The organism is Streptomyces sp. APSN-46.1 (assembly GCF_022815725.1).
In the GTDB taxonomy this organism is placed as follows: Bacteria; Actinomycetota; Actinomycetes; order Streptomycetales; family Streptomycetaceae; genus Streptomyces.
Genome location: NZ_JALGRF010000001.1, coordinates 491,084 through 516,239, shown reverse-complemented (window position 1 = coordinate 516,239; position 25,156 = coordinate 491,084). Strand labels below are relative to the sequence as shown.

23 protein-coding genes and 1 pseudogene are annotated in these 25,156 nt (G+C 68.6%); 9 read left to right on the top strand and 15 right to left on the bottom strand.

The window, feature by feature from the left end; all coding sequences use genetic code 11:
- Positions 1–11: 11 nt before the first annotated feature.
- The 3 genes from MTF65_RS02295 (at position 12) to MTF65_RS02285 (ending at position 5,099) form a co-directional block, all read left to right on the top strand.
- The gene (locus MTF65_RS02295) at positions 12–1,001 is read left to right on the top strand and encodes an Acg family FMN-binding oxidoreductase (protein ID WP_243626478.1); all 990 of its coding nucleotides are present in this window, start codon (positions 12–14) and stop codon (positions 999–1,001) included.
- A gap of 79 nt (positions 1,002–1,080) precedes the next feature.
- A complete protein-coding gene (locus tag MTF65_RS02290; RefSeq protein WP_243626477.1) occupies positions 1,081–1,806 on the top strand; it encodes a pyridoxamine 5'-phosphate oxidase family protein in 726 nt (241 codons plus the stop codon).
- 158 nt (positions 1,807–1,964) lie between these two features.
- Positions 1,965–5,099 (top strand): Tn3 family transposase, encoded by a 3,135-nt coding sequence (locus tag MTF65_RS02285; RefSeq protein ID WP_243626476.1) that lies wholly within the window; start codon positions 1,965–1,967, stop codon positions 5,097–5,099.
- 184 nt (positions 5,100–5,283) lie between these two features.
- Here MTF65_RS02285 and MTF65_RS02280 read toward each other — a convergent pair whose 3' ends face one another.
- Positions 5,284–6,093 (bottom strand): hypothetical protein, encoded by an 810-nt coding sequence (locus MTF65_RS02280; RefSeq protein ID WP_243626475.1) that lies wholly within the window; start codon positions 6,091–6,093, stop codon positions 5,284–5,286.
- A 258-nt stretch (positions 6,094–6,351) separates the two neighbouring features.
- Between MTF65_RS02280 and MTF65_RS02275 the strand changes: the two genes are divergently transcribed.
- Together MTF65_RS02275 and mihF are read left to right on the top strand one after the other, a co-directional pair.
- On the top strand, positions 6,352–7,428 hold the full coding sequence (locus MTF65_RS02275; protein WP_243626473.1) for a recombinase family protein: 1,077 nt from the start codon (positions 6,352–6,354) through the stop codon (positions 7,426–7,428).
- Positions 7,429–7,503: 75 nt separating this feature from the next.
- Positions 7,504–7,818, top strand: a complete 315-nt coding sequence (mihF, locus tag MTF65_RS02270; RefSeq protein ID WP_243626472.1) for an integration host factor, actinobacterial type — start codon at positions 7,504–7,506, stop codon at positions 7,816–7,818.
- Between the two features lie 400 nt (positions 7,819–8,218).
- Here the strand turns inward: mihF and MTF65_RS02265 are convergent, their stop codons facing one another.
- The 3 genes from MTF65_RS02265 to MTF65_RS02255 all read right to left on the bottom strand — a co-directional run bounded on the left by MTF65_RS02265 (position 8,219) and on the right by MTF65_RS02255 (position 10,448).
- Positions 8,219–8,734: an SET domain-containing protein gene (locus MTF65_RS02265; protein WP_279398535.1), complete on the bottom strand. Its 516-nt coding sequence runs from the start codon at positions 8,732–8,734 to the stop codon at positions 8,219–8,221.
- A 310-nt stretch (positions 8,735–9,044) separates the two neighbouring features.
- Positions 9,045–10,130 carry a DNA alkylation repair protein gene (locus MTF65_RS02260; protein WP_243626470.1) on the bottom strand — a complete coding sequence of 362 codons (1,086 nt, stop codon included), beginning with the start codon at positions 10,128–10,130 and terminating at the stop codon, positions 9,045–9,047.
- A gap of 24 nt (positions 10,131–10,154) precedes the next feature.
- On the bottom strand, positions 10,155–10,448 hold the full coding sequence (locus tag MTF65_RS02255) for a hypothetical protein (RefSeq protein ID WP_243626469.1): 294 nt from the start codon (positions 10,446–10,448) through the stop codon (positions 10,155–10,157).
- Positions 10,449–10,551: 103 nt separating this feature from the next.
- On the opposite strand from MTF65_RS02255, the gene MTF65_RS02250 reads away from it, so the two are divergent.
- Positions 10,552–11,100: an ABATE domain-containing protein gene (locus tag MTF65_RS02250; RefSeq protein WP_243626468.1), complete on the top strand. Its 549-nt coding sequence runs from the start codon at positions 10,552–10,554 to the stop codon at positions 11,098–11,100.
- A 122-nt stretch (positions 11,101–11,222) separates the two neighbouring features.
- Here the strand turns inward: MTF65_RS02250 and MTF65_RS02245 are convergent, their stop codons facing one another.
- On the bottom strand, positions 11,223–12,278 hold the full coding sequence (locus tag MTF65_RS02245; RefSeq protein WP_243626467.1) for an IS630 family transposase: 1,056 nt from the start codon (positions 12,276–12,278) through the stop codon (positions 11,223–11,225).
- A gap of 66 nt (positions 12,279–12,344) precedes the next feature.
- On the opposite strand from MTF65_RS02245, the gene MTF65_RS02240 reads away from it, so the two are divergent.
- Complete coding sequence (locus tag MTF65_RS02240; protein WP_243626465.1) at positions 12,345–12,602, top strand: hypothetical protein; 258 nt, start codon at positions 12,345–12,347, stop codon at positions 12,600–12,602.
- Between the two features lie 42 nt (positions 12,603–12,644).
- On the opposite strand, the gene MTF65_RS02235 is transcribed toward MTF65_RS02240, so the two are convergent.
- The 3 genes from MTF65_RS02235 to MTF65_RS02225 form a co-directional block, all read right to left on the bottom strand.
- The gene (locus MTF65_RS02235) at positions 12,645–13,406 is read right to left on the bottom strand and encodes an MBL fold metallo-hydrolase (protein WP_243626463.1); all 762 of its coding nucleotides are present in this window, start codon (positions 13,404–13,406) and stop codon (positions 12,645–12,647) included.
- Between the two features lie 171 nt (positions 13,407–13,577).
- The gene (locus MTF65_RS02230; protein ID WP_243626461.1) at positions 13,578–14,192 is read right to left on the bottom strand and encodes a metal-dependent phosphohydrolase; all 615 of its coding nucleotides are present in this window, start codon (positions 14,190–14,192) and stop codon (positions 13,578–13,580) included.
- Positions 14,189–15,241, bottom strand: a complete 1,053-nt coding sequence (locus tag MTF65_RS02225) for a GlxA family transcriptional regulator (RefSeq protein WP_243626460.1) — start codon at positions 15,239–15,241, stop codon at positions 14,189–14,191. Before MTF65_RS02225 ends, MTF65_RS02230 begins: the two co-directional genes overlap by 4 nt.
- Positions 15,242–15,453: 212 nt before the next feature.
- Here MTF65_RS02225 and MTF65_RS02220 point away from each other — a divergent pair.
- Positions 15,454–16,349: pseudogene (locus MTF65_RS02220) on the top strand (IS982 family transposase).
- A gap of 84 nt (positions 16,350–16,433) precedes the next feature.
- Here the strand turns inward: MTF65_RS02220 and MTF65_RS02215 are convergent.
- The gene (locus tag MTF65_RS02215) at positions 16,434–16,709 is read right to left on the bottom strand and encodes an isoamylase early set domain-containing protein (protein WP_243626459.1); all 276 of its coding nucleotides are present in this window, start codon (positions 16,707–16,709) and stop codon (positions 16,434–16,436) included.
- Between the two features lie 473 nt (positions 16,710–17,182).
- Here MTF65_RS02215 and MTF65_RS02210 point away from each other — a divergent pair, with 473 nt between their 5' ends.
- Positions 17,183–17,821: a hypothetical protein gene (locus tag MTF65_RS02210; protein WP_243626457.1), complete on the top strand. Its 639-nt coding sequence runs from the start codon at positions 17,183–17,185 to the stop codon at positions 17,819–17,821.
- Positions 17,822–17,833: 12 nt separating this feature from the next.
- Here the strand turns inward: MTF65_RS02210 and MTF65_RS02205 are convergent, their stop codons facing one another.
- The 6 genes from MTF65_RS02205 to MTF65_RS02180 form a co-directional block, all read right to left on the bottom strand.
- Positions 17,834–18,274, bottom strand: coding sequence for a hypothetical protein (locus MTF65_RS02205; protein ID WP_243626456.1), 441 nt, complete (start codon positions 18,272–18,274; stop codon positions 17,834–17,836).
- 352 nt (positions 18,275–18,626) lie between these two features.
- On the bottom strand, positions 18,627–18,974 hold the full coding sequence (locus MTF65_RS02200; protein ID WP_243626454.1) for a respiratory nitrate reductase subunit gamma: 348 nt from the start codon (positions 18,972–18,974) through the stop codon (positions 18,627–18,629).
- A 99-nt stretch (positions 18,975–19,073) separates the two neighbouring features.
- Positions 19,074–20,579, bottom strand: a complete 1,506-nt coding sequence (locus tag MTF65_RS02195) for an ISL3 family transposase (protein ID WP_243627269.1) — start codon at positions 20,577–20,579, stop codon at positions 19,074–19,076.
- Positions 20,580–20,694: 115 nt separating this feature from the next.
- Positions 20,695–21,141 carry a hypothetical protein gene (locus tag MTF65_RS02190; RefSeq protein ID WP_243626452.1) on the bottom strand — a complete coding sequence of 149 codons (447 nt, stop codon included), beginning with the start codon at positions 21,139–21,141 and terminating at the stop codon, positions 20,695–20,697.
- Positions 21,138–23,240 carry an integrase gene (locus MTF65_RS02185; RefSeq protein WP_243626447.1) on the bottom strand — a complete coding sequence of 701 codons (2,103 nt, stop codon included), beginning with the start codon at positions 23,238–23,240 and terminating at the stop codon, positions 21,138–21,140. The genes MTF65_RS02190 and MTF65_RS02185 overlap by 4 nt, the downstream gene beginning before the upstream one ends.
- Positions 23,237–25,117 (bottom strand): hypothetical protein, encoded by a 1,881-nt coding sequence (locus tag MTF65_RS02180; protein WP_243626446.1) that lies wholly within the window; start codon positions 25,115–25,117, stop codon positions 23,237–23,239. The genes MTF65_RS02185 and MTF65_RS02180 overlap by 4 nt, the downstream gene beginning before the upstream one ends.
- Positions 25,118–25,156: the final 39 nt, after the last annotated feature.

Genomic DNA, 25,156 nt, shown 5'->3' with positions numbered 1-25,156 from the left:
GGAGGTGTCCGGTGACAGGAGAGGCGCTCACTGCGCAGGCCGTGACTGCGCTCGTCAAGGACGCCACGGCCGCTCCGTCCATGCACAACGCGCAGCCGTGGAGGTTCCGCTTCTTGCGCGACAGCAGCACCTTCCAGGTGCGCTCCGACCTCGGGCGCACCATGCCTCACGCTGACCCCACCACTCGCGCCCTACACCTGGGCTGCGGCGCCGCACTGTTCAACCTGCGCGTCGCTGCCGCTCACGCGGGCTGGGAGCCGGCCACCCGGCTGCTCCCTGACCCCGGGGATCCGCAGCTGCTCGCAACGGTGCAGCTGACCGAGCCCGTCTCCCGCGAGAGCGACCTCGCTCAGCTGTATCCCGCGATCCATCGGCGGCACACCAGCCGCCACCCCTTCACGGACGAGGAGGTACCCGCAGCCATCAAGGACGAGCTGTGTGGCGCCGCCCTCCTGGAGGGAGCGCGCCTGGTCTTTCCCTCCGCATGGCACGTGGAGTCGCTGCTTGACCTGGTCCACGACGCCGAAGGCCGCGACGCCCTGGACGCCACCGCCTCCGAGGACACCGAGCGCTGGATCCGCATCGGTTCCGCCGCTGTCGATACGGCGACCGACGGGATCCCGGACTACGCCTTCGGGCCACGCAAGCGGGATGGCAAGGCACCCGTGCGCGACTTCGCCGGCAGGCGCGCTGTGGTCGGCCGCAAGGCGACCACGTTCGAGAACGCACCTCAGCTGGCCCTGCTGGGCACCGCCACCGATCGGCCGCAGGACTGGCTGCATGCGGGTCAGGCGATGGAGCGAGTCCTGCTCCAAGCCACCTTGGACGGGCTCGCGACCTCGCTCACGTCGCACGCCCTCGAATGGCCAGAGCTGCGCTGGGCTGTGCGGGATCCGGGGTCGGCCGTGGGATTCGTCCAGATGGTGCTTCGCCTCGGATACGGCCCCCCGGGCCCCGACACGCCACGTCGGCCCGTGCAAGAGGTGCTCGACATCGAGTAGTCCCAGCGTCTGCTCCAGCGTCTGCTGACGTCGTGGTGGGAACCCCGCCGCTGAACCCGACGAAGGGATGGATGCGTCCATGTCCGAGAACCCTCTGCGAGGCCCCGCCGCGCCGGGTCCCAAAGGCAGAGCAGGCGACATCGGCCGGCGTGTGGCGGCACGCCGGAAACAGCTCGGGCTCACGCGGGAAGAGATCGCCGCGAGGGCCGGTTGCGCGCCCACCTACATTCAGTACGTGGAGGAACGTGCTGCCACGCACGACATCAGCTTCCTCCTGCGCCTGGCGGAGGCTCTGAAGACGACGGTCATGGAGCTGACGGGTGGGACTGTGGATCTGCCGCCGGGCATTGGTAAGGCCCCCTACCATCCGGAGTTCGTCGAGCTGGACATCGACGAGTGCCGCTCCCTGCTGGGAACACATGGCGTGGGCAGAGTGTCCGTGAACACATCGCAGGGACCTGCCATTCTGCCGGTCAACTACTTCATCTCGGAAGGGGAGGTGGCGTTCCGAACGGCACCGCATGCGCTTCCGGCAGCCGCCGCCGGCCATGAGACCGCCTTCGAGGTGGATCACGTCGATGACGCGCTGAGCCAGGGGTGGAGCGTCCTGGTCGTCGGCGAGGCTCGCACCGTCACGGCCCCCGACGCAGTGCGCCGACTGGAGGAGCAGGCGTACTCCACGCCTTGGGCGGGAGGCGACCGTGATCTCTGGGTGGTCATCACGCCCGCCCGTGTCACCGGTCGCCGGATCATTGCTCGGCAAACCCACGTCCCGCCCTCCGGCGAAGGATCCGCGCAGGAGTGATCCGCCGGACGGGCGAGACGGGACCGGCCTTGGGGACCATCGGTACAGCCATTAGCGCTAAGCACTTGATCTTGACCGCGTAGCACACGTGATCGACTTCGTGTGGATCTTCGGTGGAAGATCCACGACCACTCGCGGCGGCTGGTTACGTCCGCCACATGCCCGTGGAATTCTTGACTGATGAGCAGGCCGAAGCGTTCGGAGCGTTCGCCGAGGAACCGACGAGGCCCGAGCTGGAGCGCTTCTTCTTCCTCGATGACGAGGACCGGAGGCTGATCGCGAAGCGGCGCGGTGACCACAACCGCCTGGGCTTCGCCCTCCAGATCTGTACGGTCCGGTACATCGGCCTGTTCCTGGAGGACCCTCTCGCTGTTCCGTGGCCGGTGGTGGAGCACCTTGCCGAGCAGCTGGAGATCCAGGATGTCTCCTGCATCAAGCGGTACACCGAGCGGCAGATGACGCCGTATGAGCATGCGTGGGAGATCCGCGACGCGTACGGCTACCACCTGTACGAGGACCACGTCCAGGGCCGGAGGTTCCGGATCTTCTTGCACGGGCGGGCGTGGACGGCGCACTCCGAGGGGCCGAAGGCTCTGTTCGACCACGCAGTGGGCTGGCTGCGCCGGAACAGGGTGTTGCTGCCGGGCGTCTCGGTGCTGGCCCGGCAGGTGGCCGAGGTCCGCGGAATCGCGGAGAAGCGGTTGCACACCACGGTCGCGAAGGCAGCACACCGTGCGGACCCGGCTCTGCCGGGTGATCTGGTGGCCACGCTGAAGACGCCGGAGGGCAAGCGGTATTCGTACCTGGAGTCGCTGCGCCGGCCGCCGACGCGGACCACGGGCACCGCGATGAAGGCGGCGCTGGAGCGGGTCGACGACATCTCCTCGTTCCAGCTGGGGCGGGTGAAGCTGAACAAGATCCCGCCGAACCGGCTTGCGGCGCTGGCCCGGTATGGGCTGGGCACCAAGGCCCCGAAGCTGGAGCGGACCAGCGAGCCGAAGCGCACGGCGATGCTCACCGCGGTGATGCGGCACCTGGAGGCAAAGGCGATCGACGACGCGCTGGACCTCTTCGAGATCCTGATGGCCACGAGGCTGATCAGCGCCGCGAAGCGGTCCACGGACAAGGAACGGCTCTCGACCCTGCCGCAGCTGGAGAAGTCGTCGCGGATCGTGGCCAGGGCGGCGAAGGTGTTCATCGAGGAGCTGGAGCTCATCGAGGAGAGCGGCTGCGATGTGGACGTGGCCGCGCTGTGGCGGGCCCTGGAGGAGGTCGCGCCCCGCACCGCACTGTCGAGTGCGGCCGCCACGGTGGTGAGCCTGGTCCCGGAGGACGACAACTCGGCGGAGACCGCCATGCGCAGCGCGCTGGCGTTGCGCTACAACACCGTCAAGCCGTTCCTCGCGCTGCTGGGCGAGTCGAAGGCACTGGACGCCGCGACCGGTGGCAAACGGGTCCTGACCGGGGTGCGGCGCCTGCCTGCCCTGGCGCGGCGCCGGGTGACGGAGAAGCCTTTGTTGCCGCGGGAGATCGACGACAGGCTGGTGCCGCCGGCCTGGCGCAAGGCGGTGTACGCGAACGCGGAGCTGCCGGAGGGTGCGGTGGACCGTGACGCGTACGCGGTGTGCGTGCTGGAACAGCTCTTCCGCGCCCTGAAGCGCCGCGACATCTTCGCTTCCCCGTCCCATCGCTGGTCCGATCCGCGCGCCCGCCTCTTGCAGGGCAAGGGGTGGGAGGCGGTACGCGAGGACGTCCTGGCGGGCCTGAGCCTGGACGAGAACGCCGAACAGCACCTCGGTGACCTGGTCGCCGTGCTGGACGCGGCCTGGAGGCAGATGACCGAGCGTCTGGAGGAGGCCGGCGCGGACGCGAAGATCAGCATCGAGGTGCAGCCCAACGGCCGGGCGAAGCTGAACGTGGAGAAACTCCACGCGCTGGGCGAGCCGAAGTCCCTGGCGTGGCTGCGCAAGCGGGTCGAGAAGATGCTCCCGAAGATCGACCTGCCGGACCTGCTGTTCGAGGTACACGCCTGGACCGGGTTCCTGGACGCCTTCGTGCACCTGGGCGACGGGAAGACCCGCATGAAGGACCTCACGACCTCGGTCGTCGCGCTGCTCGTCTCGGAGGCGTGCAACATCGGGATGACCCCGGTCATCAACCTGAACACCGAGGCGCTCACCCGCTCCCGCCTGGTCCACGTCGACCAGTACTACCTGCGCGCCGACACCATCGCCGCGGCCAACGCCGCGCTGATCGAGGCCCAGGCCCGGGTGCCGATCGTCCAGCACTGGGGCAAGGGCCTGCTCGCCTCCGTCGACGGCCTGCGCTTCGTCGTACCCGTCCGCACCATCAACGCCGCCCCCAGCCCCAAGTACTTCGCGAAGAAGACGGGCGTCACCTGGCTGAACGCCATCAACGACCAGGTCATCGGGATCGGGCAGATGGTGGTGCCCGGCACCCCGCGCGACTCGCTGTTCATCCTGGACGCCCTGCTGAATCTGGACGGCGGCGTGAAACCGGAGATGGTCGCCACCGACAACGCCTCCTACTCCGACATCGTCTTCGGCATCTTCAAGATGCTCGGCTACCGCTTCTCCCCGCGCTTCAAGGACCTCGAAGACCAGCGGTTCTGGAAGGCCCAGATGCCCGGCGGCGAGCCCTTGGGCAACTACGGGCCGCTGGAGGCACTGGCCGGCAACAAGGTGAACGTGAAGAAGGTGCTCACCGCCTGGCCCGACATGCTGCGGGTGGCCGGATCCCTGGTCACCAACCAGGTCCGCGCCTACGACCTGCTGCGGATGTTCGGCCGCGACGGGCATCCCACCCCCTTGGGGCAGGCGTTCGCCGAGTACGGGCGGATCGCCAAGACCCTCCACCTGCTCGCCGTGGTCGACCCGGTCGACGACACCTACCGCCGGCAGATGCACAAGCAGCTCACCGTCCAGGAGTCCCGCCACAAGCTGGCCCGGGATATCTGCCACGGCAAGAAGGGCACCATCCACCAGGCGTACCGGGACGGGATGGAGGACCAGCTCGGTGCGCTCGGCCTGGTCCTGAACGCCGTGGTGCTCTGGACCACGCGCTACATCGACGCCGCGGTCGCCCAGCTCCGCGCGGAGGGGCACGAGATCCGAGATGAGGACGTGGCCCGGCTGTCCCCGCTCAAGCACCGGAATTTGAACGTCCTGGGCCGCTACAGCTTCACCGCCTCCCAGCCGGTCGACGGACTGCGGCCGCTGCGTGACCCGGACGCCCCGGGGCTCGACGATGACGACGACGGCGGGGAGGAGTGACGCCTGGCCTCATGCCTCCTGGGGCAGGTCGCTATAGGTGCGGGCCTGGGTCCGACTGAGTAAGGCGGAGTAGCTCCAATCCTCACCCGTGCTGCCCCACCCTCCTTGGCCGAGGGTGAGGCATCTGTTGTCCGATCGCCCCGCGCGGGAACGCCGAGCTCAACCGGGCAGCGCTCTACACCACTTAAGGAGCCGGGGACGTCCCGTTGACGTCGATGTCGTCGTCACCCGAGACGCTCCAGGACATGGCCCCGGCAGTCTTGAAGAGGATGGTGGTGGACTTCCCCTGGTCCAGCCCCCCAAGTTCGCACGAGCCGTGCTTCCCATCGAGCCACGAGTGACAGCGTGAATCACCGGCCTCCGGCAGGGCTGCCCCGTTGATGCCGTTGTAGAACATGACGAGCCTGCTGTCGTCACGGTCTCCGGTGTTGGTCACGGTGACGGTTACAGTGCCGTCCTCGCGAGTGGCCGAAGTGGAAAGCGTCGGCTTCGGCGGCTCCGGCGGCTTCGGGTGATCTTCGGGGACGGTGAAAGTGACGTCGATCGTCGCCTCGCCGCGCAAGTTGGAATCGGAGAAGGCGCCCCCGTCATAGCGCCGCCCCCGGGAGGTGACGGTGACCGTGAGCTTGTAGGTGCCGGGCCCGGGATAGACCCTACTGTCCGCGACGTCCTTGCCGTCCTTCTTCAACGTCCAGGCCTCGACCCCCGCGTAGCAGGAGTAGTCGTAGTCCTTCCAGCTGAGGAAGACATACGACTGGCACTTCGCACCCGAGGTGTTGACGTACATCCGGTCGCCGCTCGTCGAGGCGCACAGGCGGAATGTCGCCTTGCTGTCACGGTCGGCCTGATCCCTGCCGCGGATCGCGGCGTCCCCACATGCTTCCTCGTTCTGGCTGGCCGCCCGGGTCTGCGGCTGCGACGCTTCCCCGGTGGAAGCCTGTGCTCCGACTTGAGGGACAGCCAGCGCAAACATGGCAGCGGCCAGGGATCCCACAGCCGCACTTTTCAAGCAAATAGTCATGTTCAGGCAAACGGGCAAACCGAGGAAAGGTTGCGCAGGGCTGGCAAGCGAGTGCAGCCGAGGCGGTCGTCCCCGTCCGAGCGTTGCTCTCACAAACGTTCCATTCCCGGAGCAAGATCAAAAGTAGGCCGACGGATCGGCCTCAGCCCCGGATTCGTTCTCACAACTCGTTCTCACGTGGAAGCGGGTCCTACCCCCTTGTGAGAAATGTTTGTGACAGGATTCCGGGGCATGACGGTCCCTCAAGAGTCCTCCCCGGCCGACGCCGACGAAGTCGAGCGCCATCCCTGCCCCCGCTGCACGGCCGAGCCCGGATCACCCTGCCGCTCGCGCGGTGGCTCCGTGGCCGGCACCTACCACACCGGCCGGTTCACGAAGGTGCCCCGGCTCGCGAAACTCCTGCGTGTCCCCACCCCCGCCAACCGTGGCCCCGGGCAGCCCTGGCGGCCCGGCACCCCCGTCCCCCTCGCCATCGCCCCGGACACCCCGACCGCGGACATCAGGGTCGCGTACGCGAGATGCTCGACGCTTACCCAAGAACTCCAGTCCCAGCTCGACGCGCTCGCCGCCCACGGCATCGACCGCGACAAAATCTTCTCCGAGAAGATCAGCACCCGTATCCGGGTCCGCCCGCAGTTCGAGGCGGCGCTCGCGCTGGCCCGGGAGATCAAGGCCCACGCCCCGCACTGCCGGGTGATTTTCACGGTGTACGAGATGAAACGGCTGGGACGCGACGCAGCAGAGCTGACAGCCCTCGCCGACCACCTCACCGCGCACGGCCTGGTGCTGGAGATGCTCGCCGGACCTCTGCCGGGGATGTACGACCCCAGCGGCCCCGGCCGCCTGCTGTTCGGCTTCTTCGCCGCGATGGCCGAGACCGAACGCGAGAACATCCGCGAAGCCACCCTCGAAGGACTCGACACCGCCGCCCGCAAGGGCAAGCACGGCGGTCGGCCCCCGGTCATCACCGACGACATGCTGCACACCGTGCTCCGCCGCAGGGCGAACGGCGAGTCGGTCGAGACGATCCAGCCCGACCTGCTCATCCCCACCGGCAAACGCAAAGGCCAAAGCCCCAGCGTCGCCAGCATCTACCGGGCGCTCGCCGAGCACGAAAAAGCCCAGAGCTACCCCGAAGCCATCGCCCAGGCGCACGCCGACTTCGCCGACCTCTGGGGCACCGACGACATCCCCCGGCCCCGCCCGGCCCGCATCCTCGGGCCCGGCGCCGAACTCACCGAACAGCAGGCCGAACTGCGCGAGCGGCTCCAGAGCCAGGACCGCTCCGCCCCGGCAGCCAGGCCGTAAACCCGCTGGTAAAAGGCCCGGCGGTGCGGCGATGATGACTGCTCCAGCCCGTACGAGAAGAGGAGAGCGACACCCATGGCTCTGCCCAAACTTTCCCCCGCCCAGAGGGCCGAAGCACTTCAGAAAGCAGCCGCCGTCCGCAAGGAACGCGGCGACCTGATGGCCGCACTCAAGGCGGGGACCCTGCCCCTTACGGACCTCCTCGCGCGCGAGGACAACGTGGTCGGCAAGGTCCGGGTACGCCGCGTCCTCGAATCGCTCCCCGGCATCGGCTCGGTCCGCGCCGGCCAACTGCTCTCGGACCTCGGCATCTCAGAGAGCCGACGTGTCCAGGGACTCGGCGCCAACCAGCGCGCCCGGCTTCTCGCGCTCTTCCCGTCCAAGGGCTGACTGGTGGTGCCCTGTCGGCGCACGTCCGTGTCCGGGGTGTGACCCAGATAAGCCCAAAGGCCGCCACTTCTTGATCTCCCGGCAAGGCGGACGCCGCCGACACCCTGGTGCACACGGCCGGGGTCGAACTCGACCCCTACCTGCGGCGCTCGCTCGACGACGGGCCGCTGTCCTTCGCCCTGATGACCGGCTCGACGGCAGCCGGGAGGCGTTCTGCACCGCCACGATCATGGCGTACGCGAAGCCGCAGCTGGCCGAGGGGCTACCCAGCCTGCTCCTGGTCGCCGAGAACGACCGCCGCGCACCCCCCACGCGGGCGGGGAACGGGGCCGGGTGACCGCCTCGCACACCGGTGTGGCGGCGTGGGGGTGCTGCCCGTCGTCACCAGTCTCGGCGCACTTCATGGACCTGTCGGTCCGTCGAGGAGATAGGGCGCGACGAAGCCCCGGTAGGCGTCCCTTCGATCGGAGGGCAGGTCCTTCCAGCCGGTGATCCGACCGCGGCACAGGAGTGTCCCGCACCGACACCGAGCCGGGAAGTGCTCGATGGTGTAGTTGCGCATCGCGTAGTCGAAGGTGATCTCCTGGCCGGTCGCGATGGGGAGCCGGGCGAGCAGGTCATGAGCCCCGGACGCGTTAGGCCCGATGCCGCAGTTCGGGTCGCAGGAGTGGTTCACCTTCGGCACCAGACCGCCGTGCCGCACGAAGCGATTCCAGCTGATCTGCGAGGCGTGGGCATCGTTGCGGTCGAGCTCGGCCACGATGACACCGGCCAGAACCAGCTCTCCCGCCCGGAAAGGCCGTGTGGCGAATACCCCTGCCCCTTTGCCCACGGATTCCCGGAGCTCAGCTCCCGGGCCCCGGACCGCCGCACCCAGCGCATCCGGCAGCGGGACGGCAGAGGCTTCACGGTTCATGAAAGAGCCCTTCGGTCAGTCGGGCGGAACGCTGCGCGGGGCCGGAGCGGCAGGTCGAGCCACCGGACGACACCGGGGCTTTACCGGAGCGCAGGTACACCACACACAACCGCACCGGCCCCTCGTACGCCAGCCGGATACCAGCCGGAGCGAGCTGGACATCGTCGCCCTGGCCGGTCTCACCCAGGCGGGGGCCCTGCACGTCACCCCCGAAGGACTTCCGGAGCCGACCACTTAGTGCTCAATTCAGCAGATTACCGGCGGGACCCTAGATGATTGATTCCAAGGGATGGCTGCGGGGCGGGTGCTCTTAGCAGTGCAGCATGAACGAGGCTTCCCCGCGGGACTGGCCGTTGACCTGGATGTGGACGAGATGGGCGCCCGGGTGGTAGCGCCGCGTGCTGATCGGTTTGAAGGAGTGCCTGCGCGTGGCACGCCATGTCTCGCCGGGAGCCAGGGGCCGGGTGGTGAGTTTGAAGACCTTGGGAGTGCGGCTGCCGTTGGCCTTTACGTGGTGGATGACGTAGTCGATGACGACGCGGGCGGTCTGGTCGTGGGTGTTGGTCACCGCGTAGTCGAACACGAGATGGTCACCGATCCGGATCTCCGGGGTCTGCACGTGTGGGCCTTCGACGGTGACGGGGAGGTCCGGGGAGTGACCGAGCAGCGTGAGTGCCCCGGCGTGTCCGGACTTGATCAGGGTCCGCAGGCCGTGGCGGACCAGTTGGATCGTTGTCGGCGCGGGGGTGCCCAGCCAGCGCGCCGCGACAGCTACGGCCGTGTCGGGATGGTCGCGGCTGATGTCGTTGAGGTGGTTGGCCACTGATCTGCGGACGTACTCGGAGTCGTCCCGGTAGAGCGCGTCGAGCAGGGGCAGTGCCGGGGCCGGGTCCGTGATCAGCGCGGGAATCCTGGGTGCCCAGGGAAGTCGCGGCCGCGCGCCCTCGCTGGCCAGCCGGCGGACGTGGGGGTCGGGGTGTGCGGTCCATTCCGTCATGACCTGGAGCGCGCGTTCCAGGTCGGTATGGAGGAAGGGGCGGACCGCGGTCTCAGCGGTCAGGCGCGGGGTGAGTTCCGCAAGCAGGGCGAGCGCGGGTTCGAAGGTGTCCAGGCCCCGTACGGCGACGGCCTCGCCGACAGGGAAGGTCATCCAGCCGGTGAAGTCGGGGTCCCGCAGCGTATCGCGCACCACGTGTGCGAAGGCCGGGTAGTCCGCTGGAAGGTCCGCCAGGATGGCATCTCTGATCGCGGCGACACGCTCGGTGAAGGTCAGCCCGTCCAGGGTCGCGCCGCACCCCCGGGTCTCATGGGCCGTGATCCCGTGGCCGGCTCGCGTAAGGCATCGGGCAAGGTCGGCCACAGTGTCCGCGCTGAGTAGTTCGTCTGCCGAGGGCACGGCGTCATTCTCCTTGGGACGGGGCTATGCCGTGTGCAGGACCTGGGCGTGCCGCATCTCGTGAACCGTGCCGATCTGACTGAAGAAGCCCTGCGCGCGAGGGTCGGTCGGCATCTCCTTGGCCGCGCGCTCGGCGACGTCGACGGACGACCAGATGATGAAGTCCAGGACGGTGCCGTCGTCGAACAGGGCGAGGTGGGCGCCCAGGAAGCCATCGCCGTACCGCTCCTTGAGCAGCGCGATCAGCTGCTCCCGGTGGGCGGTGAGGGCGGCGGGGTCGTCGGTGTCGAACCTGACGTACTCGATGGTTGCGCTCATGACATCACCCTTCGTCGACCGTGTGAATCACGGATTTGATAGACCAAATCCGTGAGATGAAGCTATCACGGGTTTGCTGGGCTGAATCCAGTAGATTGAGAGCATGACCATCCGGGACTTGCAGGAGATGCCGTGGATCGGCGAGGACCCGGTTCTCGACCTGGCCAACACCGTTGTCGTCGGCGCGGGCCCGGGTCGCGGCGACATCGACTTCTTCACCGATCGGGAACTCACCAGGCGATGGCGGGCCCGCGCCGCCGACCGCAGGCTGGCGGCCCTCCCCTTGGAGGAGCTGGAACGGTTGCGCGGGTTGGTCCGCGACGCTCTGGACTCGACAGCCGGACGGAACCCGCTCACCGACAGACAGCGGACCCGGCTGAACGAACTCGCCTCATCAGCCCCCATCGTCCTCCAGATGACCGCGGAGGGCTTGCTCGGACAGCAGGAACAGGGCGGCGACGCCGCCGCGGTCGTCGCTCGCGAGACGCTCGTCCTGGCCGCGGGTCCGAACCGCCAGCGGGTGCGGCGCTGCCACGCCCCCAGTTGCGGCATGTTCTTCCTGGCCAGGCGTCGCGACCAGGCATGGTGTTCCCTCGGCTGCGGCAACCGGGCGAGGTCCACCCGGCGCCAGCCACAAGAAACGCGACCCTAGATGCGACTCCAAGAGATCGGCTGCGCGCATGAGGTGAGGGAGTCCAACGTCAGTGTGTGAAGACAGAGTTGGACTCCCTCGCGACCGCACTCTATTGCTGCACCGCGTCAGTTCGTTGAGGGTCATGCAGCCTTGAGCGGCGTGCCATCGTAGGTCCAGCGGTATGGCTTGGCCGTCGTGTTGTGTCGGATCGCGAAGGTGTCGATCTTGTCGATGAGGTCGCCTTTGCTGGGGAAGTCGCCGTGTCGCAAGACGCTGCGTGCCAGCGCGGAGAAGTACAGCTCGACCTGGTTGAGCCAGGAGGCATGGGGCGGGGTCCAGTGCACGTGCCAGCGAGGATGGGCGGCCAGCCACGCCTTGGTTTTCGCGGTGTGCGCTGATCCGTTGTCCAGGACGACGTGGATCTCGCGTCGCGGGTCGATGATTCGGTCGAGCATCTTCAGAAAGCGGACGAATGTCGCCGAGTCGTTGCGCGTGATCGGCTGGGTGAGGACCTCACCAGTGTTTACGTCCAGCGCAGCGGCGATGGAGACGGTGCCGTGCCGACGGTACTCAAACTCCTGTCGCGCGGGGCGGCCGGGCGCGGGCGCCTGGCCTGGGTGGCGGCGGGAGCGGGCGGCGATGGCTGTCTTCTCGTCGATAGACAGTACGACCGTGCCCGGGGGCGGAGAGAGGTAGAGATGGCACACGTCCGCGGCCCGGTCCCAGAAGTCGGGGGTGTCGCGACGGGTGAGCCAGCCGCGCACCCGATGGGGCTTGAGGTCCAAGTCGGCCAGGATTCTTCCCACTTGGGAGGCAGAGATCACCCACCTGGCCAGGTGAGAGGCGATCGCTCTGTGCGACCAGGTCGACGCCGGGTGCGGCGGAGCGCTGGTCGCAGTCGCCACCACGGCGACGCGCACCTCGGGTCCGTGGATGCGGGGGCGCCCCGGGCGTGGTGCGTCCCTCAGCCCGGGCAATCCGGTGGCTGCGAACCGCCGGCGCCACTTGCGCACCGTGTTCACACTCACTCTCTGAGCCCTGGCGATCGCGACGTTGGAATCGCCGCAGGCCGCCGCCAGCACGATCCTGGCTCGCAGTGCCGCCCGGACCTCGGCCCGGGCCGAGGAGGCCGTTCGTTCCAGCTTCGCGCGCACCTCCTCTCCCAGCACCACCTGCATCGCTTGCGCCCGCGCCATCCCGACCACCCCTGTGCCCCAACCGACAGGAGGGGATCATGACGGACGCTGGCGGGAGCAGGCCCGATGGGCGCCACGCTGAAGAACCCGCCGGAGTCGATGCAGCACCACCTGCGCCAGCGCCTGAACGAGCGCGCCCGCTCGCGCCGGCCGCAGCTGACCTGTGTCGACGTGCGCTTTCGGGCCGGATTTGCCGACGTCGCGGGGACGTGGCCCAGCGGGCAGAGCCTGCCGCTGTGCCGTCTGCGCTTCGCCGGGTCATGCACACCTGGGGCTTCGCCATCGACCTCGCCAAGCGACGGCTACCAGGACGGTTCTACCTGACTGGCAGAGCGATCCGTCGTAGAAGGCCGGGAGCGACGGGCCTCATCCTGCTCCGGTCGTGGGCTCCGTATGGGAACTCGCGGGCTCTGTTCGCCGAGGCAGGCGGCCCTTAGCCGCCAGTTTGCGCAGTCGGTGTTCTTCTCTGTCCGCCCACTGGCGCACCCGGTCGGGATCGAGCGCAGTGCCGTGGCCCACGTGCAGTCTGGTCGGCTTCAGCGCGAGCATCTCGCGCAGGCTGGCCAGGTTGCGCAGCGGGTCGTCGTGGAAGGGCGGGTTGGCCGGCTTGCCCGGGATGAGGCCACTGAAGGAGTTGGCCACCAGGTCGCCGGCGACGAGGTCGCCGGCGTCGGTGAGGACGGACACCGAGCCGGCGGTGTGCCCCGGAGTGGGCATGATGCGAGCCTCGACTCCGTAGTCGGACAGACTCATCTCTCCCCGGACGAGCACATCGGGTTCGACTCGTTCCACGGTGACGTGCATGGCTTTGCTTCTGTTCATCAGGCGTCCCATCGTCCCGGTCGGCAGGTACGGTCGGCGGGAACGGCCGGTGCTGTACGGGTCGAGGTCGGCGACATGGCCCGCGACCGGCGCACCGGTGAGCCGGTGCAGTTCGGTCGCGGAGCCGAAGTGGTCGATGTGACCGTGCGTCAGAACGATCAGAGCGATGTCCTGGGGATCCACTCCGTGCTGGGCTACCTGGTCGTAGATCCTGCGGCCGTTTCCCGGTGTCCCCGCGTCAACGATGACAGCGCGTCGGCCCAGCACCAGGTACGTATTGATCGCGTGCTTTCCAAGGACGGGCATGGCAATGATCTTCGTATGGGACATGGTTCCTCCAAAGTGCCTCCGCCTCGGCTCGGGCGTGGCTGTGGGTCAAGGCGCGCGAAGTCCGGCGCGCCGCCCGGCCCCGGCATCCGGTACGGCCCGGACGTGTCGAGGATCGACGGAGTGATCCGTCAGTCGCCTGTGGTGCGTTCAGTCCTCGAACGGTGCGGCAGCGATCAGGTCCAGGAAACCGGTGTGCCGGATCAGCAGGGCGATCCGCGAGTCTGGCTTGGCAGCCGCCTGCCGGCGTACTGCGTCGGTCACGAAAGCCGCGAACCCCTGGCGGGGGTGGAGTTCGAGCACGTCGGTGAGGAGGCCGGGCGGCAGCTGGTCCAGGCGCAACCCCATGACGTCCGCCGCGGCGCCCAGGTGGACCGCGGCCACCTCCGGCCGGGGGTCGTCGGCAGTGGTGATTTCCATGTGCAGGGCGATGGCGTCCCGGACCAGTCCGACCAGATCGGGCCGGGCTCCGCGGGAGTGCAACTCCTGCTCGGCCAGCCAGGCTCCGTGCACCTCGAACGGGGTCTGCGGATCGTCATACGCCTCGGTGAGTGCCAGATCGTGCAGGGCCGAGGCGATGAACAGCGCCTCGGCGTCGAAGGCGCGCCGTTGTCCCTCGAGGAAGGCCGAACCGAAACGGTAGGTGCGGTGACAGTGGGCCACCAGCGTCGGGGGGCTCGCGGCGCACAGCATCTGGTCGGCGGCGCGGGCGAGCGGCGAGTCGGGGAACGGGGACAGCGGCATGGGACTCTCTCTGCGGGTCATGGCGCCGGGATCTGGTCGGGCAGGGGGAGAGGGCCGTCAGGGAACGCTCCGACGGTGTCGGCAGCGGGCGGGGACCGGAAGCGGCGCCGGTATTCGGCCGGAGTGGTGACGAGCCGCCGCCGGAAGGCCCGGTGCAGGGTCTCCACGGAGCCGAGGCCGCTCGCGGTTGCCACATCGGGCAGACTGCGGTCGGTCTCTTCCAGGAGGCGGCGCGCGGTCTCCACCCGGACCGCTTCGATGTACGAGGCGGGCGTGCTGCCGGTGCGCTGCCGGAACAGCCGGGCGAGGTGGCGCACGCTCAGGTGCATCCGCTCGGCGAGTGTTTCGATCGACAGGTCATCGGCGAGATGGTCGGCGATCCACAGGCGTAGCTCATCGATCCGGTCACCCGAGGGTGCGTGGATCGAGAGCGGCACGCTGAACTGGCTCTGCCCGCCGGGACGCTTCACATACATGACCATCATGCGGGCGGTGGCGAGCGCCAGAGCCTGGCCGTGGTCCTCGGCGACCATGGCCAGGGCCATGTCCATCCCCGAGGTGACACCCGCACAGGTCCACACCTGCCCGGCCCGGATGAAGATCGGATCCGGGTCGACGGCGATCTGCGGGTAATCGGCGGCGAGCCGCTCGGCGGTGAGCCAGTGCGTGGTGGCAGACAGTCCGTCCAAGAGCCCCGCCGCGGCCAGCACATGCGCACCCGCGCAGACCGAGGCGGTCCGGCGGGCCTGGGGGGCCGCCGTACGCAGCCACTCGACGACAGCAGCGTCGATTACCGGTTCGACGCCACCGTCGACCAGGTTGATCGCACCCGACACGAGCAGGGTGTCCACCTGCCCGCCCACCTCCTCCAGGGCCACGTCGGCCACCAGTCGGACCCCACTGGAGGTGGGCAGTTCGCCGGCCCGAGTCGCCGCGATCTCCACCCGGTAGCCGGGACGGTCTGCCCCGGCGATGCCCGAGGCGACGGAGAAGACCTCGGCCGGACCGGTGACATCCAGGAGTTCCACCCCGGGAAAGGCGACGATGACGACTCTGCGTGATGCGGGCATGCCGCCATGGTTCCCCGCCTGTCCCCGCGGCCGCAATGACCAGTTTCTGTCAGATCCGGCCACAGGAACTGCCGCACGCCACGGGCGTCGCCCTAGCCGAACCCCGATCACCCCTGGAACGGCCTGCGACACCTGATCCTCAGCTCAGATACGCGCTGTCGACGGCACCGAAGCGGGTGTAACCCCCATCACCGGACGCACACCCTCAACCAATCAACGCGGTGCAGCACTATGTGAAGACCGACGACCTGCTGAAGGCGTCTCCGCATCTCGCGCCATGGCGGCCGGCCGTGGGGATTGCTCCGCGGCTCACCGACGCCGAGCTGGTCACACTGGCGATGATGCAGGCCATGCTCGGCTTCACCTCCGAGGCCAGGTGGCTTCGCCACGCCTGCTCCCACCTGCGGCATCTCTTCCCGTACCTGCCCAAGCAGCCCGCTACAACAAGCGGATGCGCAAGGGCGCCGACCTGCTTCGCCGGGTCACCCGCCTGCTGGCCACCGACACCTCCGCGTGGAACGACGACGTGTGGGTCGTGGACTCCACCCCGGTGGAATGCGGCCGCTCCCGGGAGACCGTCAAACGTTCCGACCTGGCCGGATGGGCCGAGTACGGGTACTGCGCCAGTCACAGCCGCTTCTTCTGGGGCCTGCGGCTGCACCTGGTGTGCACCCTCCAGGGCCTGCCCGTCGCCTTCGCCCTGACCGGGGCCAAGGCCGACGAGCGCGAGACCCTGCTGGACCTGCTCGCGGCCGAACCGGCGCTCGTGGCCGACCGGCCCGGACAGACGCTGATCGGCGACAAGAACTACTTCGGCCGCGACTTCGAACATCAACTGGCCGAGCAGGACATCCGACTGCTGCGACCCGCTCGCAAAGGCGAGCCGGAACGGCCCGGCGCCCCCCTGTTCAAACCGTTACGGCAGGTCATCGAGTCGGTCAACGAGACCTTCAAGGGCCAGCTCGACCTCGAACGACACCGAGGACGCACACCCGGCGGCGTCATAGCCCGCATCATGCAACGCATCCTCGCGCTCACCGCCGCGATCTGGCACAACGACCACACCGGACAGCCCATCCTGCGCTCACTGACCGCCTACGACCACTAACCACCGACCCCTTGGAATCGATCATCTAGACCTTCACATGTCAGTCACAGGGGTCCTCGGGGTCGGCCGCTGTCGTGCGGCAGGTCAGGTGTGCAGGAGGCTGTTGCGGCCGTCGTGGCCGTCCGCGCCGTCTTCATCGAGCCAACGGCCGCCGTGCGCGAGATAGCGGAAGCCGTGGCGCTCGTTCACCGGCAGAGTGACCGTGACGGCGCGGGTGCCGTCGGGGCGCTCGGCCATCGGGTGGGCGCCGGGCCGCCAGTCGTTGAAGTCGCCGACCACGCTGACCTCACCGGCCGGGTGGCCGGCGGCCAGGACGAACGTGATCTCGGTGCGGTTCTTGCGCCGGGTGCGCTCCAGCATGGAAACGTCAGCTCCTCACCTCAAGGGGTCATGGGCACTGCGATCCCTGCCCGCTGCGGCGGCATCGACAGCCCGGGACTACGCCACCCGCCACAGCTGCCACCCGGACGGCCGCACGCGTTTTCACCTGCTCCGCGAAGACTTCTGCATCGAAGCCCTCTCCCAGTTCTGCGACGAATGGCGCCCCGAAGCGGCAAGCGTCCCCCCAACGACCTGCGGCACAGTTCCGTATTCCGGCTGCCCAGGTCGACGTCGGTGAGCGGCACTTCAGAGGCTCAAGATCAAGAAGTGGCGGCCTTTGGACTTATCTGGGTCACAGCCCTGTCCGGCAAGGCCCCGGCTCCATTCAAGATCCTTCTCAGCGCTAACGGCTGTACCAATGTGCCTCACCGCACCTCGGGGACACACGCGTCCGGGTCGTCCGTGCACCCTTCGCCGCCATCCTCACCTGCGCTGGTCCTACGCTGTTCGCCGTGGCAGACATCAGGAACACCCAGGCGTTCAAGGCCCTGGCCGCGCAGACCGAGGCCGAACTCCTCACCCGCGGCCTGGACGTGGTCCCCGTGGCGGTGCACAACGTGCTCGCCCACGCTGTCGCCACGGTCGCCGACCGCCTGGACATCCAGCCCCGCTCGGCCCTGCGCTACATCGAGCCCTCCGCGATCGCCGATCAGATCGCCAAGGCCGGCGACCCGGCCGCCGAGGGCGCGGAAGAAGTCCATGGCGTCCGGCCCGTGCGCATCGATGAGCGCAGGGTTCCGATGCCCCGGTGGGTGTGCACCCGCCCGCTGATGGCCCTGGCCCAGGCCGTCAAGTACGCCTCCAACAACGGCGACTCCCGCACCGTGCAGCACGCCGCCGACCTCATCTTCGAACTCGGCCTGGTGATCGGCGACGACCCCGACAGCGACGACGTACAGATTCCTGTCGGCGTCCTCGACGAGACCGCGCACGCCCTGGGGCACGTCGCCGCCCAGATCGAGACCAGCGGCTGGAGCCTGTGCCCGTGCGCCGAGGCCCACGGCCAGGACGAGGTCGACGCCAAGGTCCCCGAAAGACTGCGCAGCGACGCCGAACTCGCCCGGAAGATGCGGGCCAAGGCCGACGGCTGACGCCTTCTACTTCTACGCTCCGGGACTCCGCCCGAGCAGCGCCGCCAGGCCCAGCTCCGCGTCGGAGGCCGCCATCACGGTGTCGATGATTCCCTTCGCCAGCTCGTCGGCGAGCGCCAGCACCTTCTTGTTCAACTCCCGCAGCTCGGCCAGCTGCTCGTCCAGGTTCTTCAGCTTCGCTCGCCGCGACGGGCTGAGATCCGCGAGCTGGCCCCACTTCTCCGCCTGTTCCTCGAACAAGGCCAGGTCGTCGGCCTGCTCGGTGTAGACCCGCTTCACCCGGACCACGTCAGTGTCGGCAAGGACGTGCGGCTTCGTGCGGGCCTCCTCCAGCGTGTCGGCGTTCTCCTGCACATCGGCCAGCCACCGCCGGGTGTGCTCGACGAAGAACTCCAGCTTGCTGATCGGGTGCCAGATCCGCTCGGGCATCGCGGCGTCCCTCTCGTACGACAACAGACCCGGCGACCCTAGCCGCCCACGGCAGCCCGTCGCCCGGTTTCACCCCAAGGCCCCACGATCGTGCGTCTGACCCGCCAGGAAACAAAGATCAACTGCTTATCGCTAATGGCTGTACCGATGGTCCCCAGGGCCGGGGACGAAGGGCGTTTCCCAGAGCTGTGCTTGCCAAGGCGGCCCGCAGGCCGGCGGCTTTCCTACCGCCAGGCGCAGGGCGATGAGTAATTGCTATCAGAGCGAGAGTGGGGGGAAGGAAGGGCCGCACGCTCAGCTTGCGGCTCTGTGAGCCGGGGCGTTCCCAGCCGTAGCCGACAGGCGCGGTGAATGCGTGCACGAGCCGGGTGAACGGCTAGATGGAGCAGAGCTCCATGCCCATAAGCCTGTGCAACTGGAAGGAGAGCGGTGCGGCAGCCATGGCGTCGTTGTCCGGCTGCAGGGTGAAAACAGAACGGAACCAAGGCGAGACGGTTTCCCGGTAATTGTGCTCCTCACCGACTACGCCTTGCGGGTGGTTGCCATGAATACCGGCCCGGTGGTGCGCCGGCCTCGTTGCCCTTGGCAGAGGAGCCGAGCAGAATGGCCCGCCCCTCACCACCCTCGCCCTCGACCCGACCGGGAAGGGCCGCACGGTGGCCCAGCCGCTGGATGCTGGAAGGAGGCCATGAACGCCTTCGACGGCCGCCGCTCGGCCGAACATGTGTGAGCAACCAGACCAACGAGAAACCTTTACGCCAACCGAGTGGTGAACACCGCTTTCGTGGCTCTGGCCCGTAGTCGGTGGTGACGCCGAGTAGCGTCAGGGCAGGAGGACGCGGTGCCGGAGGAGGTCGAATCCGGCGCGTCCGTGCATCTGTCTCATGATCCTCTTGGTACGGGTGTTGACGCCTTCGGTGCGGCCATTGTGGTAGGGCAAGGTGAGGCCAGCATTCACGGCGGGCCTGTCGATTTCGAGCCCGTTGGTGAGACTGCGCAGGTGGGGCAGGTCGGCGGCGCGGGCGGCTGTGATCCAATCGGTGAGTTTCGTGTCGTTGCCTTCGGCTGGTTTCAGCAGGGCGGCGAAGTCGCGTATGAGATCGGCGAGTGCGGTCATCTCCGGGCAGGCTGCGGCGATCATCTCCAGCAGGGCCGTTTCCTTCGGGCGTAGATTTTCGGGGTCGGTGAGCAGGAGGCGGCCGGCGTGACGCACCGTGGTGACGGGGCGGTCGCCTTCGGCGCGGCCCTGGTTGAGGTAGCGGACCAGGAGGTTTGCGCTGCCGGTGTAGCCCAACTCCCGGATCTCCTCGAGGAGGTGGGTGACGGGGACGGCTGGTTCTTCGGCGCGGCGCCGGCGCAGGTGCTCGCGGTAGGGGTCGACGAGCGTGGGCCGGTAGGCAGGGGTGAGGCGCAGGGCCTGGGGTTCGGGCATGCGGGCATAGCGTTTGACGGTGTTCAGGGCCAGGCCCAGGCGGCGGGAGCAGTCGAGCAGGCCGATACCTTGGCCGAGGAGATCGTGGATCTTGTTCCAGCGTTCGCGGGTGGTCTGCTCGCGTACTCCGCCGGGGCGAGGCGGGTTGATGGTGGCCCAGCAGCCGGCATGCGCGCGGACCTCGAGCTGGGCTTTGTCGCAGAGGTTGCGCCAGAGGTGCCATCTGTCGCTGAGCTGCACCGCGTCGGGCAGGGCGCGGCGGACGGCCTCGGCGTAGGTGGCCGAGCCGTCGCGGCACACAACCTCGATGCCGGGATGCTCGCGTAGCCAGGACTCCAGGGTGCCCCTCTCGCGGTGGGGCAGGACCGCGATGCGTCGGCCGGTCTCGGCATCCGTGATGATCGTGGCGTAGCGGTGGCGGCGGCGCAGGGCGAAATCGTCCACGCCGATCACCCGCGGGATGGCCTGCTTGGGCAGCGGAAGGCGCCGCAGATGGCGCAGTGCGGTGCTGCGGGAGACGGGCACGGCCAGCAGAGCGGCCAGGCGTGCGGCCGCCCGGCCGCATAACTCCCGTGCCACCTGCGATATCTGCCCGGCGAGACGCACAGTGCGGCGCTGATGACGCTTCAGCAGTCCGGGAATCTGCTCACGGAAGGTCTGCCGGGAGCAGCCCAGAACCGGACAGACCAGCCTTCGTACGCGCAGGTGGACGACGACCGGGCGGCCGTCGACCGGCACGTCCCGCACCGTCCGGCGGTGGTACCCGTGGACCCTCGCCGCTGGCGTTCGGCACACCGGACACGGCACCGCCACATCCCGGGTGCGGGCCGTGACCGCCACCTTGTCACCGTCATCCGTCACGTCCTCGACGACCAGTGCCGACAGCCCGGAAAACACCGTCGCAATAAGGGAGTTGACATCCATCACGAGATCATGATCGCGGATAGCTACTCGGCGTCACCACCGACTACGGGCCAGAGCCGCTTTCGTGATACTCCGAGCGGCGGCCTCGTCAAGTCTGAGGGCGTGATCGCCTGGGAGAGATGAGGGGTACGACGGTGCCGTTGCGGGCGGTGAGCTCCGCACGGAGTGCCTCGTTGTCGTGGTGGAGGGCCGCAATGGCGGTCGCGGCAGCTTGGAGTCTCGTTTCCAAGAGGGTGCACTGCCGGGTCTTGTCCGCCAGCCTCTTGCGGAGGCGGGTGATCTCGGCGTCCCGCCGCGTCTCGCCGACGGTGGTCTTGCCGTGCTCGGCGATGCGAGCGTCCCATTCGGCGAGGATCGGCTGGGCGCGGTTCATGGTGGCCCGGCTGACCTGGGCTTCGCGCCAGAGGTTCTCTTTCGTCAGCCGTCCGTCGGTGCGCTGCGGCTTGCCAGCAAAGAGCCGCAGCATCGCCGCACGCAGCGCCTTGGCGGTTTCGGCAGAGACACCGTCTTCGGTGATGCGGGGGCGCTGAGTCATGGGGATGTGCCTCGGATCTTGTGCAGGACGGCCTCGGCGCGTTCGGCTTCCCTGGTGATCAGGGCTTTGCGGCAGGCGGGCAGGCCGGGGGTCTGGAGCAGGTTGAGCTGGGTGCGGTGGTGAGCTTCGTAGAGCTGGGCGTGCTCTGAGGTGATCATGCTGTTGGGGCAGCGGTCGGGGCGGCAGCGGTCCTCGAGGGGACCGGTGTGCCCGTCGGGAACGACGGCGTTCTCCAGGCAGACGGCCCCGGCCGGGTGGCGTTCGTCGAAGAGGCAGTTGTTGAGGATGCCGAAGCGGATGGTGATGCGCGCCTTGCCCAGCAGATCTGTCTCGACACGGGTGTCCCCGTGGCGGGCCCTGACTGTGGCGGCGATCTGGTCGAAGGCGTCCTTGAGGCGCTCGGCACCGGGACCGAACCCGATGTTCTCGCCTCTGCCGTGGACCTCGTACAGGTCTTTCAGCCGGCGGAACCGCGCGGCGTGCACCGCTTGTTCCAAGTGCTCGGTCCAGGCCGGGTCCGGCGCCGCGTAGGCGCGGGTGGCCCGGTTGGCCAGGGCTCGGGTGGCTATGTGTTTGAGCTGCATGCCGAGCGCGATCTCGGATCCGGCGAACTGGTCGGTGAGCATCGCCATGGTGCGGCGGAACATGTGCGGGCGGACCTTGCCCTTGGGGATCGGTTCCAGCCCGGACCAGGTGGTGCCGTGGTTGACGGAGGCGATGAAGGAGTCGACCATGTTGCCGCCGTCGAGTTCCTCGTTCACCGCCCCCGGTGCCAGGGTGACGAACACTCGTTTCGGGTGTGGGGAGATGGTCTCGGCGACCGTGATCGCTTCGGCGACCGGCTCGCTGATCCACCAGTGCTTGCGCGGTCGGCCCTCGCGGCCTTTGACGAGAGTGGAAGCGATGGCGGGAGCGTTGTAGTGCTCGACGACGCTGCCGCGGGCGATCTCCTGCAACTCGGAGTCCCGCATCATCGACAGCGCCGCGACCAGGACGAATGCGGCGTTGCGCAGAGTGGTCGCCAGGTTGGAGAGCTCATACAGGTCGAATCCGGGATGCCAGGGACCGGTGCTGCCGTCCGGTCGTCGCACCTGCGTGAGTTCCAGCGGCAGGCCGTAGGAGCAGCGGCCTTGGTGCACTGCCCGCAGGACCTTGGCCCGGCGGGCGCGGGACGCGGCCGAGGACCGTCCGAACAGCGAGCCGAGGAATCTCTCCTGCACACCCAGGAGCAAGCACAGCATGGACCAGTTGACCTCCGGTGGCAGGTCAGCGGGCCACTCGGCGTCGTGGTGACAGGGCACCTTGTTCGCCGGGTCCGCCAAGAAGCGGTCCAGATCCACGTCCTTGCCTGCTGCGGACGCGACAGCGGCCCGGCGCAGCTGCTCGGTCAGGCGCAGGGCTGCCAGGATGTCGGGGGCGAAGGTGTGGATATACGTCCAAGCCGCGCGGATGAGCGGGAACCAGATCTCGGGCGGGATCGCCTTGGTCGACAGCTCACCGTCACGCACGTCCTTGGCGACCCGCCCGGCGAGCGTGCCCGGCCATGGGTCCTCGGCCGACCAGGCGCAGCTCAAGGCAGGAGCGAAAGAAGCCAGCTTCTTCAGGAACGCCACATGCCGGGTCAGCGTCGCGGGTTCGACCTGCGTCCGCAGCGCGCTGATGCGCTGCTTGAGGTCCGCCGTGCTCCAGTAGCCGGGGTCATGGGGCAGGCCCTCGTCGCGCGCCCACGTGATCAGGCCGCGCAGGCAGCCGATGTTCATGTTGATGGTGCCGATGTCCCCAGGATCGAAGCCGAAGTGGAGCCCGTGTGCCTGGAGCTGCTCGTGCTGGGGGTTTGCCAGGATCATCACGATCTCGCGGGCCAGGAGGTTCCAGTGCGGTTCGGCGAGTACACCGGCGAAGCGGATCCGCCACCACGACGGGTTGCGGTTGGCGGGTTTGGCGACCACGCCGTTGAAGTCCATCACGCCCGTGTCGCCGAACAGCGGGACGCGGGCGCCCTCCTGGCGCGCCTGCGGCAACAGCGGTCGTCCCTGGACGACCGGTTCGTCCAAACGGAACAGGGACCGCGTACGGCCGCCCGGCTTAGCGATGATCACGCGTCGAACTCCACATGCGCGGACAGAGGGAGATCCAGCCGGGCCAGGCCGGCGTCGATGTGCTGCCGTGCCAGCGCCTTCTCCTGCTCGCTTTGCTCCTCCAGCACGGCCCGGAGGTTGACGTAGGACTGGCCCCACAGTCGGGTGAAGGCTCTCGGTTCCAACCGGCGGCGGACATTCTCCAGGTGATCGGCGAACAGCATCAACTGCGGTAGCTGGCTGGGCAGCACCCACGCGTTGCGGCACTCCAGGCAGCGCAGAGGCGCCACCGCGCACAGCTCTCCCCGTGCGCTGAAAGGGGAGTCCCACGGGTCCCTGCAGTTCGCCACCCCCATGTCGAGTTCACCCTGCACGAGCCGCTCCGCCTGTTCGGGATCCAGCCCCATCTGCTGCAGCTGTTCACCATCGATGCCCTCGTCGGCTGCGATCACGGTCGGCCCGGCCACGGCCCTCTCGAACCAGTGGTCCTGGGCCGTGGTGATCACCTTGCCGGACAGGATCCGCAGCGTGGTGCCCTGGGCGTAGTGCCCGGCGAACGTCTCCTCGAGATGGTCGTCAGCGGCGGCGCTGATCCGGCCGCCCGAGACGATGGCCTTCTCCACCTTGGTGGACTTGCGCAGCCGCCCGATGTGCGCCGCCCCCTCGACCGCCACACCCACATGGGAGAGCCAGTCGGCGAACCGCTGACCCGCCATGTTCGGATTCCAGCGACCGAAGCGCAGGTCGTAGTAGACCAGCGTGACGCGGACGAACAGGGTGTCGGCCACCTCCGGACACTGCTCACGGACCTTCTGCGTCACGCCCATCAGCCGGCGCACGATCGCACTCGCCTCACGGCGGGGCCGGTCGACGACCTCGGCCACCACCGCCTCATCCTCTTCCCCAGACGTACGGGCGTCGGGGAAGGACCGATGGCGGACCAGGCCCGCTCGGTTCTTCACCAGCGTCAGACGCACGCCCCGCGGTAAGAACTCCACATCCTGCTCGCCGAAGCCGGTTACCTCCTCCGACGCATGGCCGGTGGCGTCCACCAGCAGGACCCGGAAGGCGTGAAGGTCCATGTTCGTCGGGTAGAGGAGGCTGAGCAGATGCTGAATGAGGTCGCGCCGTGCCCGCCTCGGAGCCACCGTACCGTCGGGTTTCGCCGCCATGGCGCGCAGCTCCGCCGGCCACCGGTCGGTCAGCGGCGGCAGGACGTCGCCGATCTCCCGCGGCGTGACCGCACCACGCGACAGACCCCACAGCAGATTCGGAACCTCCAGCCAGCCCCCGTCACCCGGATGCCGGCCCTGTTCTGCCAACGCCCAGCCGTTCGCGAGCCGCCGCTCCAGCGCGTGAACTGCCGACCAGGCGGCTTTGACCAGCGCCTTCTTGTCCGCGCGGCTGAACTCGTCCAGCTCCGCGGTCTCACCCCACGCTGCCAGCGTGCGACCCCGGGCGAACCCCGCCAGAGAGTCGTCCACGGGCCGTCCAGGGTGATCGTCACGACGGACGATCAGGAGCCGCACTGCCGAGGACAGGATCGCTGGCTGCCGCGACCCCGGCTCGTAGCCTGACGGCAGGCCACGCTCCCAGCCTGCCAGCAGCGGCGCCAGGTCCGCCGACTCCAGTGACAGAGCAGCCGGATCCCCGCATCGCTCATCCATTGCCGAGCACACCCGGTCCACCGCCCGCACGTAGTCACGCGACGCCGACGCCGACAGGCCAGTGGCCGCCACATACTCCGCCCACTCGTCGGCGAGCTGCGCGGCCAGCCGGGAACACCGGTAGTCCGCCGGGTCGATGTAGTGCAGCCGCTCCAGACCTTGGTCGTCCACCAGCACCGCGCGGGCGCCGATCCGGCTCTCCCCGCCTGCCTGGCCGACCGCCGCGCGCAAGAATGCCCCCCGCTCCGGCGTCATCCGGCCGCGTGACCG